Below are 13,784 nucleotides of genomic sequence, written 5' to 3' on the forward strand. Positions count from 1 at the left end.
CAGTGAGCCAGGCGTCGTCGCCCGCTGATCCCTGCTGCCTGTCCGGAGACCTCGCAGGCCCGGCTCCCAAGGTGGCACCTTGGACCAGAACAGGCATCAACGACAGACATCCGCCCACGCCGTCCAGCGAGATTCGTCCAGCCTCGAAGCGTCTTCGTGTTACTATCCAGGACACATTCGTGGCGGGGGCATGCCACGCCGTGGGCTGTCGACCGGGCCTGACCGCGCCAGAGCACGTCTGACGTCAAGGGGAGTGATGCTGACGATCTCGGGTTATCAAGCGACCGACAAGATCTACGAGAGCGGCAGCTCCCGCGTCTACCGGGGCCAGCGCGCCGGAGACGGGCGCGCCGTGATCCTCAAGCTGCTGCGCTCGGACTATCCCAGCCAGACGGAGCTCACGCGCTACCGGCATGAATATGCGGTGCTCCGCGACCTGGATGTGCCGGGCGTCGTCCGGGCGCTCGACCTGTGCAAATACGAGAACGGGCTCCTCCTCGTCCTCGAGGATTTCGGCGGCCGCTCGCTGGCGCACCACCTCCACCACATCCACCACCTTGAGCGCCGCCCGTTCGACGCCGCGGACTTCGTCCGGCTTGCGATCCAGATCACGCGCGCCCTTCACGAAGTGCACAGAAGCGGAATCATACACAAGGATATCAATCCGTCCAATATCGTATTTAACCGCGAGACGGGCGCCGCCAAGATCATCGACTTCGGCATCTCGACGCGGCTTTCACGGGAAGAGCTCTCGATCAAGAGCCCCGCGGTGCTCGAGGGGACCCTCGCCTACATCTCTCCCGAGCAGACCGGTCGCATGAACCGGTCGCTCGACCATCGCACCGATTTCTACTCGCTCGGAGCCACCTTCTACGAGCTCCTCACGGGCGCGCCGCCCTTCAGCGCGACGGACGCCATGGAGCTCGTCCACTGCCACGTCGCGCGCGAGCCCGCCCCGCCGCGCGCGCGCTGTCCGAGCGTGCCGGAGGTCCTGTCGGACCTCGTGATGAAGCTCATGGCGAAGGCGGCCGAGGGCCGTTACCAGAGCGCGGCGGGCCTCCTCCACGATCTGGAGGAGTGCGAGCGGCGCCTCGCGGCCACGGGCGAGATCGCCCCGTTCCCGCTGGGCCGCGCCGACGCCTCCGGCGAGCTTCGCATCCCGCAGCAGCTCTACGGGCGCGAGCGCGAGGTGCAGGCGCTGCTCGAGGCGTTCGATCGCGCAGCGCGGGGCAGCGCCGAGCTGATGCTCATCGCAGGATACTCGGGGATCGGCAAGTCCGCGCTGGCGCACGAGCTGTACAAGCCCATCACCGAGGCGCGCGGGTACTTCGTCGCGGGCAAGTACGACCAGCTCCAGCGAAGCACCCCGTACACAGCGATCACCAGCGCGTTCCGCGACCTGGTGCGGCAGATCGTCGCCGAGCCCGAGGCGCAGTTCGCGCTGTGGCGCTCGAAGATCAAGGCCGCGCTCGGGGTGAACGGGCAGGTCCTCGTCGACGTGATCCCCGAGATCGAGCGCATCGTGGGCGACCAGCCGGCCGTCCCGGCGCTCGGGCCCGCCGAGTCCCAGAACCGCTTCGTGCGCGTCCTCCAGAACTTCGTCCGCGTGTTCTGCGACGCCGAGCGCCCGCTGGCCATCTTCCTCGACGACCTGCAGTGGGCCGACGCGGCGTCCCTCAGGGTCATCGAGCTCTTGATGACGGACGCGAAGCTGCGCGGCCTGCTCGTGATCGGCGCCTACCGCGACAACGAGGTCGGGGCCGCGCACCCGCTCTCGGCCGCGATCGCCGCGCTGCGACGGGAAGGGGCGGTCGGTCGGGTGCGCGAGATCTCTCCGGGGCCGCTCGGCACCGAGATGGTCTGCCGGATGCTCGCGGACGCGCTGCGCGCGGACGCCGCGGCGGTCATGCCGCTCGCCGCGCTGGTCGCGCGGAAGACGGGCGGCAACCCGTTCTTCGTCAACGAGTTCCTCCGCACGCTGCACCACACCGGGTGCCTGCGGCACGACGCCGGGCTCGCGGCGTGGACGTGGGACGTCGAGCACATCGAGTCCAGGAACATCACGGACAACGTCGTCGACCTGATGATCGGCAAGCTCCGGGAGCTCCCCGAGGACACGCAGCGAGCGCTCATGTCGGCGTCCTGCCTCGGCAACCGCTTCGACCTGGGCAGGCTCGCCGTCATCCGCGAGGAGACGCGCGGCGATGCCTACCGGCACCTCGTGCCCGCGCTGCAGGAGGGCCTCATCGTCCCGCTCTCCCCGATGGAGTCCGCGGCTCCCGACGATCTCGCCGCGCCGCTCGTCTTCCCGGACTACAGGTTCCTCCACGATCGCGTCCAGCAGGCCGCGTACGCCATGATCGAGGACCACGAGCGCAGCGGCCTCCACGCCGACATCGGCCGGCTCCTCCTGCGGAGCCTGGGCGGGCGCGCCCCCGAGGAGAAGGTCTTCGACGTCGTCTACCACCTGAACCGCGGCGCCGACCTGCTGAGCGACGCCGCGGAGCAGCGGCGCCTCGCGGAGCTGAACCTCCTCGCGGGCCGGCGCGCGCTGCTCTCCGCCGCCTTCGACGCGGCGCGCGGCTACTTCGCCCGAGGCCTCTCGCTCCTGCCCGCGAGCGCCTGGCAGGGCGATCCTGCGCTGATGAGCGCGCTCCACGTCGGCGCGGCCGAGGCGGCGTGCATGAACGCCGACTGGGGCGCGATGAAGGAGCTCGTCGACGCCGCCCTGTGCGAGATCCACGACGTCATCCACAGGAGCAAGCTCTACGAGCTCCTGATCCTCTATCACCACACCCAGGCGGAGTTCCGGAAGGCCGTGGACATCGCCGTGGAGGCGCTCGCGCAGCTCGGAGAGACGTTCCCGGCGAGCCCCGGCATGCAGGACTTCCTCGACGCCTACACGAAGACGACGAAGCAGGTCGCCGAGATCGGCCTCGAGCGCCTCGGCCGGCTCGGCCCGATGACGGAGGCCCCGAAGCAGGCCGCGCTCGTGATCCTCCGGCGCGCGATCCATGCGTCTTACTTCGCCGCGCCGGAGATGCTCGGGCTCTTCATCTGCCGCGCGCTCGACCTGACGATGGATCACGGCGAGTCGCCGCTCTCGTCCTATGCGTTCGCGGCGTTCAGCGTGCTCGTCAACGCCGGCGTTGGCGACATCGCGACGGGATCCCAGTTCGGCGAGCTGGCCATCGCGGTGCACCGGCGCAGGGACGAGCCGTTCTACAAGGCGAGCGTCTACAACTTCTATTACGGGCTCTCGCGGCACTTCTACCGTCCGGCCCGCGAGAGCCAGGCGCCGCTCATCGAAGGATACCTGAGCTACGCGGAGAACGGCGACGCCGAGAGCGCCGCGTACTGCCTGATCAACGCCTTCGTCTGCGGCGCCGTCTCCGGGCAGAACCTCATGGACCTCGAGTCGATGTTCGACAGGTACATCGAGGAGGTGTTCAGGTTCAAGCAGGAGCAGGTCATCAACCAGCTCAGCGTGTGGCGGCAGGTCATCCGGAACCTCACCGGCAGGTCCGAGCGCGCGGCGAAGATCGAGGGAGAGTTCTTCGACGCCGAGCAGGCGCTCCCGGGCCTCTACGCGACAAAGAACTTCAACACCGTCAATTACATTCATACGGCGCAGGCCATGCTCTATTTCGTGTTTGGCGAATACGAGCTCGCGTACAAGCACGCTGCCGAGACGGAGCCGACCCTCGGCGCGAGCACGGGCAAGGTGTTCACGCCGCTGCACACCTTCTATTACTCGCTTGCCATGACCGCGCTCTACCCGGCGGCCTCGCCGGAGGACAAGGCGCGCTACAGCGCGAAGCTGTCGGAGAACCAGGCGAAGCTCAAGGCGCTGTCCGCGACGTGCGCAAGCAACTTCCTGCACCGGTACCTGCTCGTGGAGGCCGAGCTCGCGCGGCTCGACGGCCGCGCGGCCGAGGCCCTCGACCTGTACGACCGCGCCATCGCGTCCGCCTCGGAGCACGACTACGTGAACGAGGCCGCGGTGGCCTGCGAGCTGGCGGGGCGGTTCTGGCTCGCGCAGGGGAGAGAGAAGCTCGCGCGCGTGTACCTCGCGGACGCGAGTTACCACTACAGACTCTGGGGCGCCGTCCGTAAGGCGCAGGACCTGGAGGAGCGGTATCCGCAGCTCGTCGCGCGCGAGGCGCACCCTCCGCGATCCTCGGAGATCGCGCCCTCCCGGACGTTCGTCACGACGACGTCGCTCGGCGCATCGCGCCTCGACCTAAGGACGGTCCTGAAGGCGGCGCAGGCGATCTCCGGGGAGATCGTGCTCGACAGGCTCCTCGCCAAGCTCCTGTCGGTCGCCATGGAGAACGCCGGCGCCCAGCGCGGCTGCATCGTCCTCCGGGACAGCGACGGCCTGCGGATCGAGGCCGAGGTCGACTGGACGGACGGCCGCGACGACACGCGCTTCCCGGGGCTGCCCCTCGACAAGGCCGCGGCGCACGATCGCCCGCTCGTCTGGGCCGCGGTCGTGCAGTACGTCGCGCGGACGGGCCAGTGCGTCGTCCTCTCCGACGCCTCGACGGACCGGCAGTTCCAGCGCGACGACTACGTCGCGCAGCGCTGTCCAAGGTCGGTCCTGTGCACGCCCATCGTCCACCATAACGACCTTTACGGCGCCATCTACCTCGAGAACAACACGGCGACCGGGACGTTCACCCAGGATCGGCTGGAGCTCCTCTCGATGCTGTCCTCGCAGATGGCGATCTCCATCGAGAACGCGAAGCTCTACACGGGCGTGGAGCAGAAGGTCCGCGAGCGCACGGCGGAGCTCCAGCAGGCCCACGCGACGATCGTCCGCCTGGAGCGGGAGGCGGTCGAGAACCAGATGGCGGGCGGCTTCGCGCACGAGATGCGCAACGCCCTCTCCGGAGCCGCCATGGTGCTCGAGTCCGTGACCCAGGGCGGCGAGACGCTGTGCGCGAAGAACGCAGCCCGGCTCGGCGAGCTCTTCGACTTGCTCAAGGGCGACATTCCGGAGGGAAAGATCAAGGCCGCCATCGCCTATCTGGGCGACATCGAGGAGGCCGAGGAGACGCTCGACAGCGTGCTCCGCATGGTGGGCGACTGCACGGAGCGCGCGCTGAGCGTCACGAACAGGATCCTGGAGTACTCGAAGCTCGGCGTCGCGCTCGCCGGCGACGAGGTCGTGAGCCTGCGCCGCGTCATCGAGTCCGTCGCGGCGCGGCACCGCGACGAGTTCGCGCGCCAGGGCGTATCGGTCGAGCTCGATCTCCGGGGCGGCTCGGCGGTCGTCGGGTACGAGTCGCACTTCGACTCCATCGTGAGCAACATCGTCCTGAACGCGCGCGACGCGCTGCTCCTTGTCGGCGATGACCGCGGCCGGCGGATGCGGGTCGAGACGGTCGACGAGGGGGAGCTCCACGTCATCACCATCAGCGATAACGCGGACGGGATCTCGTCCGAGGACCTCTCGAAGATTTTCCAGCCGTTCTTCTCGACGAAGCCGACGACCGGCGTGGGCCTGGGGCTCAGCTTCGTCTCCCGCCTCGTCGCGATGTACCGCGGGACGATCGACGTCGAGAGCGCCGCCGAGCGCGGGACGACGTTCGTCGTCCGGCTTCCGCGGGCGGCGCCCCACGAGCGGCCGCAGCAGGCCGGCGGGCCCGTCGGCTGGAACGATCTCAACCTCTCCGGGAATTGAAAGGAGGCGCCAAGATGGCATCGGCGAAATTCACCAGGCGCTTCCGCGAAGCTTCGGACGAGGCGCCGGAGGAGCCTCACAAAGAGCGGCCGATCGTGGTCGTGATCGACGACGACCCGCGGATGCGGTCTGCGCTCGCGTTCACCATGCGGCATGATTACGACGTGCGGCTGTACGCGAGCGCGCAGGAGGGCATCGCCGCCATGACGGAGATGGTCAGCCTGGTCATCCTGGATATCCGCATGCCGGGCATCGACGGGCTCACTGCCTACCTGAAGATCAAGGCGCTGTTCCCGAAGGTGCCGATCATCTTCTACACCGCGTTCCAGGACATCCTGGAGAAGCAAGACCTGCTCTCGACCCACAAGGCGTTCGGCTATTTCGACAAGAATGGCGACGTGTCGGGGCTCATGGCGGCGGTCGAGAAGGCCGTCCAGCATTACAGCGTGGTCTCCAGCATGGCGAGCGCGCAGAAGCTCGTGCGCGGGATCATGCCCCCGGACGCGAGCTGATCAGTGGCTCAGCGGCCGGCGTGCCGCCGCGCGCGCGGCAGCTCGACCGTGAACATCGCGCCCTCGCCTAGGCGGCTCTCCACGCGGACCGCGCCGCCCATCGCCTCCGCCGCCTCGCGCACGATCCAGAGCCCCAGCCCGAACCCGCTGTAATGGCGCGACGTCGTCGCCCGCTGAAAGCAGCGGAAGATCCGCTCGTGATCGGCCGCCGCGATGCCGATCCCGCGGTCGCGGACGGTGAGGCGCGCCATGTCGCCGGACGCCTCGAGCGCCACGTCGACGGGCTTGCCGGCGCCGTACTTGGACGCGTTGGAGAGCAGGTTGGTGATGATCTGCTCGAGCCGCACCGGGTCCCAGTGCCCGCTGAGGGCGCTCGGCGCGTCGACGGTGACGGGACAGGCAGCGCGCCGGAGCAGCGCCGCGTGTCCGCTCAGGATGTCCCGGAGGAGCGCGCTGAGGTCGACCTCCCTCGGCGCCACGGTCATCGGCGCCGCCGTGATCTGCGAGATGTCGAGCAGCTCCTCGACGAGGCGGTGCAGCCTGTCGAGCAGCGCCTCCACGGCCTCGAGCTTCGGGATCACCTCCTCGGCGGACGGCGGCGCCCCGCCGGCCCTCCGGTACATGCGAAGGAGCGCCTGCACCCGGAGCATCACCGGGGTGAGGGGCGTCTTGAGCTCGTGCGACGCGATGGTCAAGAACTCCCGGCGCGTCTCCTCGACGTGCTTCCGGTCGGTGATGTCCTCCGCGATGACGACGAAGTAGGCAGGCGCCCCGGTGGCGTGACGGACCAGCGAGACCGTGACCTTCGCCCAGACCGGCTCGCCGCCCTTGCGGACATAACGCTTCTCCCGCGAGACCGTCTCGACCTCCCCCGACACGATGCGGCGCAGGTTCTCGAGATCGGTGGGTAGATCCGGTGGATACGTGATCTGCTGGAACGTGAGGTTGGTCATCTCTGCGTGGGAGTAACCCACGAGATCGCAGAACTTCTCGTTCAGCCGGATCCACCGGCCCTCGATCGACGCCTGGCCGATGCCGACCGCGGCCTGGTTGAAGGTGGCGCGGAAGCGCTCCTCGCTCCTCCTCAGCTCCTCCTCGGAGCGCTTGCGCTCCGTGATGTCGTGGAACGACGTGACCACCGCGTACGGGATGGACTCGCTCGCGCGGAGCAACGGCTGCGAGTTGATGGAGATCCACGCCATCTCGCCCTCCGGTCGGTGGACCCCCATGATCACGTTCTTCTGCGGCTCCCCTGTGCGGAGCGTCACGATGGCCGGGTGCAGGTCGCCGTTGAACGCAGAGCCGTCCTCGTGGACGGCCCTCCAGCGGGGATCGCGGCTCTCCCGGCCCGCCATCTCCGCGGACGTGAGCCCGAGGATGCGCTCGGCGCTCGCATTGCAGGCCTGGATCGCGCCGCTCGCGTCCTGGAGGACGATCCCCTCGTCGAGGGCGGCGATCACCGAACGATAGCGCTCCTCGCTCCTCTGGAGCGCCGCTTCCGTCGCCCTGCGCTCCGTGACGTCGGCGCAGATCATGAGCAGGGTGGTGACGCGGCCGCCGCGCAGGATGGGGCTGACCCTCGCCTCATAGCGCGCCGCCTGGCCGTGCTCGCCGGGGATCGTGCACTCGAAGCTGTCGGGCGCCCCCGACCGCACGACGCGCTCGACGCAGGAGCGGGCCGCCTCGCGCGTCTCCGGCGCGATGTGCTCGTAGATGCTCGTCCGCAGGAGGCTCGTCGAGGTCGCCTTCGGCAGCGCGCGGCCGGAGAGCAGGATGGTGCCCTCCGGGGAGATCACCAGGATGCACTCGGATGCGCTGTCCAGGACCGCCTGCAGCAGCGCCTCGGCGCCGCCGAGCTCGGCCAGCTGTCGCTTGAGCGCGTCGGCGGCGCCTTCTTCGGCGGATTTCCCCAGCGCAGCCACGCTCTATGCATTGTTACCACAGGTCGCGCGCGCAACCGCACGGACGAGGTCGCGTCGGCTGGCGGGGCCCGCGCGGGCCCCGCATTGCCGAGGTCTCCGGCGTCGTTTCTCGGCGCGACGAGCGCGCCGGCGGGTGGCGAAACCCCGCGCGCGCCACTACGCAAACCTCCGGGCGAGGACGAGGATGCGGAGCACACGGGTGGACGGGACCGGCGACCAGCGCACCGAGGGCGCCACCGCGGCCGGGCAGGCCGAGGTGGCGCTGCGGGAGAGCGAGGCCCGCGATCGGGCGGCCAGCGCAGAAGCCGCCCGGCTGGAGGCCGAGGCGGCCGTCCGGCGAAGCGAGGAGCAGTATCGCCTCCTGAACCGCGCCACGAACGACGTGATCTGGGACTGGGATCTGGAGACGAACCGGGTCTACTGGAACGGAGCGGTCGTCCAGCATTTCGGCTGCACGCCGGAGGAGCTCGGCGACGGCCCCGAGGGCTGGTACGACCGCATCCACCCCGAGGACAGGGCGCGGGTATCCGAGGGGATCCGCGCGGCGGTCGAAGGCAACGGGGAGAGCTGGACCGACGAGTACCGCTTTCGCAAGAGCGACGGCTCGTACGCGCCCTTCCTCGACCGCGGCTACATCGGCCGGAGCGCGAGCGGCGCGCCCACCCGCATGATCGGCTCGATGCTGGATCTGACCGAGCGCCACCGGGCCGAGGCCGCCCTGCGCGAGAGCGAGCTCTTTCACCGTCAGACCCTCGAATCGATCCCGGGCATGGTGTGGGCGACCCGGCCCGACGGCTATTGCGAGTTCTTCAGCGAGCAATGGGTCGAGTTCACCGGCGTGCCCGCCGAGCGGCAGTTCGGCGACCGGTGGCTCGAGGTCCTGCACCCGGACGATCGGGAGCGGGTCTTCGCCTCGTGGCGCGCCGCGGTCGGGGGGCTCGCTCCGTATGACCTGGAGTACCGTATCCGGTGGCGCGACGGCGGATACCAGTGGTTCAAGGTGCGCGGGCGGCCCATCCTCGACGCCTCGGGCCGGATCGTCCGCTGGTTCGGGATCGCGATCAACATCCACGATCTCAAGCTGGCAGAGCAGGCGCTGCGGGACGCGGACCGGCGGAAGGACGAGTTCCTGGCCATGCTCGCCCACGAGCTGCGCAACCCCCTCGCGCCCGTCCGCACGGCCGTCGCGATGCTCCGGAGGGTCGGCACGGCGGATCCCGTGCAGCGGCGAGCGCGGGACGTGATCGATCGCCAGGTCACGCACATGGTCCGGCTGATCGACGACCTGCTCGACATCTCTCGCATCGCCCGCGGCCGGATCCAGCTCCGCAAGGCGCGCTGCGATCTCGTCGGCATCGTCCGCCAGACCGCCGAGGATTACCGGGCGAACCTCGAGGCCGACGGCGTGGCGCTCCGCGTGAGCGCGCCGGACGAGCCGCTCTGGGTGGAGGGTGACGACACCCGGCTGGCGCAGATGCTGGGCAATCTGCTGCAGAACGCCGGCAAGTTCACCGACGCGGGCGCGAGCGGGGGCGGGCGCGTGTGGGTGCGCGTCGAGGCGGAACCTCGTCCTCGGGCGCCCGGGGGCGACGGGGGCGTGTCTGGACAGGCCGTCATCACGGTCGAGGACAACGGCGTCGGGATGGATTCGGGGCTGCTCTCGCGCATCTTCGACCCGTTCAGCCAGGCGGATCAGGGGCTCGCCCGGAGCAAGGGCGGGCTCGGGCTCGGCCTTGCGCTGGTGAAGGGGCTCGTCGAGCTCCACGGCGGGACGGTGGCCGCTCACAGCGAGGGGCCCGGCCGCGGCTCGATGTTCACGCTGCGGCTGCCGCTCGCGGCGCCGGTCGCCCGGGACCTGTCGGCCGCCTCCGACGGGGAGGAGGCCAGCCGCCAGGGGGTTCGCGTCCTCGTGATCGAGGACAACCACGACGCGGCCGAGAGCCTGGAGATGCTCTTGACCCTGAGCGGCTACGACGTGGAGACGGCGTTCGACGGCCCGACCGGCCTGACGGCGGCCCGGACGCGCCCTCCGGATGTGGTCCTGTGCGACCTCGGTTTGCCGGGCGGAATGGACGGCTACGACGTGGCCCGCGCCATCCGCGCCGAGCCGTCCCTCGCCGCGACGCGCCTCGTCGCCCTGAGCGGCTATGGTCAGGACGAGGACCGGCGTAGATCGCGAGAGGCGGGCTTCGACAAGCACCTCGTCAAGCCAGCCGAGGACACAGCGCTGATGGAGGCCCTGTCGGCGGGGCGCCGCGAGCTGCGCAGCGCGGCGAGCCCGCTCTCGCGCTGAGCTGGTCTATCCTCCGGTCCGTGGCGCGGAAGAGCCCGAGCGTTGCGACCTCGACCGCGGCCCTGTGGCTCGCGCTCTTCTCGCCGTCGGGCTGCGCCACGGGGGCAGGCCGCGCGCCGCCGCCCGAGCCGACGCAATCGCAGGCGGCGACGCCCGTCGCCCCGAGGCGCCTGCCGTACCGGACGGAGCCGGGCTGGCGGTCCGCCGATGAGGGCGCGGACTCGATGGGGATGGGGTTGGCCGACATCGACGGCGACGGGTTCAAGGACATCATCATCGCGAACGGCAACGACCTCGCGGCGAAGCCCGTCGTCGTTTACTACAACGACGGGACCGGCCGGTTCCCTGAGCAGCCCAGCTGGTCGTCGCGGGATCTCGAGTACAACACCGGGCTCGCGGTGGGGGACATCGATCGCGATGGCCGGATCGACGTCGCGGTGAGCGTCGGCCCCATGCCTCCTCAGGATGTGAAGCAGGGGCACGTCAAGGTCTATCGCAATCGCGGCGGGGCGCTCGAGCGGTCGCCGAGCTACCGCAGCGGAGACAGCTACTCGAGCGTCGGCTGCGCGCTGGGCGACATGGACGGCGACGGGGATCTGGATCTCGCGGCCTCCGTCGCGTTCGAGGAGGGCGTCGCGCCGGGCCCTGCGCGGATCTACGAGAACGTCGATGGCGTGCTGTCCTCGCTGCCGGTCTGGAAGAGCGCCAGGGTCGACCACAGCTTCGGCATGGAGTTCGCCGACATCGATCAGGACGGCCTCCTGGATCTCGCCGTCGCGATGCCGGGCGTCCCGATCTTCCGCGCCGTGCTGCGCGATCGTGGCGTCATCTCGCTCCCGCGGGAGCCGGGCTGGACGGCGAACCAGGCGATCCGATACCCGATGTTCCTGGACGCGGGGCGACTCGGGGCCTCCACCGGGCTCGTCGTCTCGTACAGCGACTATGGCGCGAGCATCGGCCAGTCGGGCGGCGCGCGCGCGCCGAGCGTGTCCGCCGCGCCGGCGGCGGGCGCGGCGGGCGCGGGCGCGGCGGGTACGGGCGGAGATGCGGCCGGCGCTGGCGTGGGCGCGGCGAGCGCCAGCTCGACCCGCTTCGAGGCCTATGCGCCGCAGCTCGATCCGGGTCCGACTTGGCGGTCGGCGAGCCTCGGCTGGGGGGCAGGCGTCGCGCTGGCCGACGTGAGCGGCGATGGCGTGCTGGATGTGATCGCGGGCCGCTGGGGTCCTGCGCCGCCGCCGAAATCGCTGGGCGCGCCGATGCAGATCTACCTCGGCCAGGGCGGCGGTTTCAGCCCGGAGCCCGTCTGGGTGTCCGCGACGAGCACCGTGCAAGAGACCATCGCCCTCGCCGACCTGGGCCGCGAGGCATTGCGGACAGCGACGGAGACGTTTCGCATCCAGCGCGAACGAGCCGTCGTCACGCTCTCTCGCCAGGTCATCGAGCAGATCGACGAGATCCGTCGCAATGGCGCGCTCGTCGCGCCGCGCGACGTCGCCTCGCTCCCCGGGGGGAGCTGGATCTCCTTCGCCCGGCGGCTCGTGCCCGGCGACGAGGTGCAGGTGCGTTACACCTACTCGACCGAGCTGGACATCGTCGTATCGAACTGCGATACGTCGAGCTATATCTTCTATCACACGCCGCCCCGGTGAACGCCGTGCGGCGCCGCGCGCGCGAGCTCGTCGTCGCGTGCATCACCCCACCGTGGAGCGGCCCCCATGTTGATGTTCTTCATCGCCGATCTCGCCCGCGATCCCAACCTCCAGGCGGCCTTCGCCGAGGATCCGGAGCACACCATGGAGGCCGCCGGCCTCTCCGATCCTCAGCGAGCGGTGCTGCGGTCGCGCGATCCGAAGCGCATCGCCGATGCAGTCGCCCGGGAGGTCGAGCGCCTGCCGATGCGGTCGCCGGACCCGGTGGTCAACTGGATTGGCCCGGTGCTCCATGTCACCGCCGTCTACCCGCCCGCGGGCGTGGTGGGGCAGGTGGTCAAGCTGGTCGTTTACGGCACGTTTTTCGAGAGCGCCATGCAGTGCTCGCTGGTCCAGGGGCAGACGGTGATCCGAGGGGTGGTCTCGAACGTGGTCACCGGGGAGAACTCGCGCATGGATGTGCAGTTCAACCTCGGCAACGCGCCCCCCGACTGGTTTGGCGTGCAGGCGCGGACGCAGAAGGCCGAGAGCACGCTGCCGAGGGCGTTCGAGGTGGAGCGCGCTCGCGTGCGATGAGCGGAGCGCCCAGCGCGAGGGGCGGCGCCGCCGCTCGGAGAGGCGCGCCTTGATCGTCCCGCTCCGTGCGCTGTTGGCGCCGGACGCTGCGCTGCTCCCGCCGGCGCTGGTCTCTCCGGCGGCGTGCGCGCGCCTCGCAGCGGTCGCGGGCGGCCTGCCCGCGGCGGCGTCCAGCGTCGCTGTCGAGTGCCGCCTCGGGGCGTCCGAGCGCGTCGATCTGCTGGTGTGTTTGATCGCGGCGGAGGGCGGCCACCGCGAGCTCGTGCGGCGGCGCGCCGAGCTCGACCTGCTCGCGACGCCGGCGTGGGCGAGGGTCGTCGAGTTCTGCGCCGAGTGGGCTGACGCCGGCTCGCCGCTGCACCGGGGTGTCCCGCTGCTCTGGCTCGAGCTCGACCTCCCCGACACCGGTGCGCTGCCTGGACCCGTGCCGGCGCCATACCCGTTCCCCTGCGTCGAGCCCGGGCTCGTGGGCGGCCTCGTGCCGGCGAGCCCCGGCGCGGCGGCTGGCGCCGCGATCCCGGAGGGGGCGAGCGGCGGCGCTGCGCTCCCGGAGCAGTCGAGCGTGATCCGGCGTGCGCTCGCGCTGCTGCTCGGCGAGCCTGTGCCGCCGGCGGTCGATGGCGCGTTGTTCCGGTGCCTCGCGCGGCTGCCTCCGGGCGGGCGGGCGATGCACGTCGCTCCGCTCGCCGCGCGGGGAAGCGCCGCGGTCCGGCTGGTGGCGGCCATGGCGAAGGCGGATGTCCGTGCGTACCTGGCCCGCATCGGCTGGCCCGGGGCGATCGCGGAGATCGATGCGCTGCTCGAGAGCGTGGTCCCGTTCACGAGCCATGTCAGCTTCCACCTCGACGTCGACGCGGAGGTGCAGCCCATGCTGGGCCTGGAGATCTCGTATCCGGTCGTGGATGTCCGCTGGGCGACGGTGCTCGATCGGCTGGTGGCGCTGGGCGCGTGTTCGCCGGAGAAGCGCGATGCGGTCCTTGGCTGGCCGGCGGAGGCGCGGAGCTGGCCGGGCCGCGGGTGGCCGGCGCGCCTCCGTCAGGGGGTCATGCTCAAGCTGGTCTACCGGCCCGGCGTGCCGCTGGAGGCGAAGGCTTATCTCGGGATCACGCCCTACGTGGCGCTGTTCGGGTGATCGGGTGAGAC

Annotated in this window: 7 protein-coding genes; 6 read left to right on the plus strand and 1 reads right to left on the minus strand. The window is 70.5% G+C overall.

Translation table 11 applies throughout. From position 1 onward, the window contains the following. Window positions 1-256: 256 nt before the first annotated feature. Both WMF19_RS15640 and WMF19_RS15645 read left to right on the plus strand, forming a co-directional pair. Window positions 257-5,689, plus strand: coding sequence for a trifunctional serine/threonine-protein kinase/ATP-binding protein/sensor histidine kinase (locus WMF19_RS15640; RefSeq protein ID WP_437899827.1), 5,433 nt, complete (start codon window positions 257-259; stop codon window positions 5,687-5,689). Window positions 5,690-5,703: 14 nt separating this feature from the next. Then, window positions 5,704-6,201: a response regulator gene (locus WMF19_RS15645; protein WP_437899828.1), complete on the plus strand. Its 498-nt coding sequence runs from the start codon at window positions 5,704-5,706 to the stop codon at window positions 6,199-6,201. A gap of 8 nt (window positions 6,202-6,209) precedes the next feature. Here WMF19_RS15645 and WMF19_RS15650 read toward each other — a convergent pair whose 3' ends face one another. Further along, complete coding sequence (locus WMF19_RS15650) at window positions 6,210-8,123, minus strand: PAS domain S-box protein (RefSeq protein ID WP_437899829.1); 1,914 nt, start codon at window positions 8,121-8,123, stop codon at window positions 6,210-6,212. Between the two features lie 184 nt (window positions 8,124-8,307). On the opposite strand from WMF19_RS15650, the gene WMF19_RS15655 reads away from it, so the two are divergent. The 4 genes from WMF19_RS15655 to WMF19_RS15670 all read left to right on the plus strand — a co-directional run bounded on the left by WMF19_RS15655 (window position 8,308) and on the right by WMF19_RS15670 (window position 13,773). Continuing rightward, window positions 8,308-10,416 carry a hybrid sensor histidine kinase/response regulator gene (locus tag WMF19_RS15655; protein ID WP_437899830.1) on the plus strand — a complete coding sequence of 703 codons (2,109 nt, stop codon included), beginning with the start codon at window positions 8,308-8,310 and terminating at the stop codon, window positions 10,414-10,416. A 20-nt stretch (window positions 10,417-10,436) separates the two neighbouring features. Continuing rightward, entirely contained in the window at window positions 10,437-12,065 is a 1,629-nt protein-coding gene (locus tag WMF19_RS15660; RefSeq protein WP_437899831.1) for an FG-GAP repeat domain-containing protein, read from the plus strand. Between the two features lie 66 nt (window positions 12,066-12,131). Then, window positions 12,132-12,641 carry a hypothetical protein gene (locus tag WMF19_RS15665; protein ID WP_437899832.1) on the plus strand — a complete coding sequence of 170 codons (510 nt, stop codon included), beginning with the start codon at window positions 12,132-12,134 and terminating at the stop codon, window positions 12,639-12,641. A gap of 49 nt (window positions 12,642-12,690) precedes the next feature. Further along, entirely contained in the window at window positions 12,691-13,773 is a 1,083-nt protein-coding gene (locus WMF19_RS15670; protein ID WP_437899833.1) for a hypothetical protein, read from the plus strand. The last annotated feature ends 11 nt before the right edge of the window (window positions 13,774-13,784 follow it).

It is taken from the genome of Sorangium sp. So ce124, assembly GCF_051525235.1.
GTDB lineage: Bacteria > Myxococcota_A > Polyangia > Polyangiales > Polyangiaceae > Sorangium > Sorangium atrum.

Coding starts and splice junctions, on each gene's coding strand:
- WMF19_RS15640 (WP_437899827.1), top strand. CDS start 257: ATGCTGACGATCTCGGGTTATCAAGCGACCGACAAGATCTACGAGAGC.
- WMF19_RS15645 (WP_437899828.1), top strand. CDS start 5,704: ATGGCATCGGCGAAATTCACCAGGCGCTTCCGCGAAGCTTCGGACGAG.
- WMF19_RS15655 (WP_437899830.1), top strand. CDS start 8,308: ATGCGGAGCACACGGGTGGACGGGACCGGCGACCAGCGCACCGAGGGC.
- WMF19_RS15665 (WP_437899832.1), top strand. CDS start 12,132: ATGTTGATGTTCTTCATCGCCGATCTCGCCCGCGATCCCAACCTCCAG.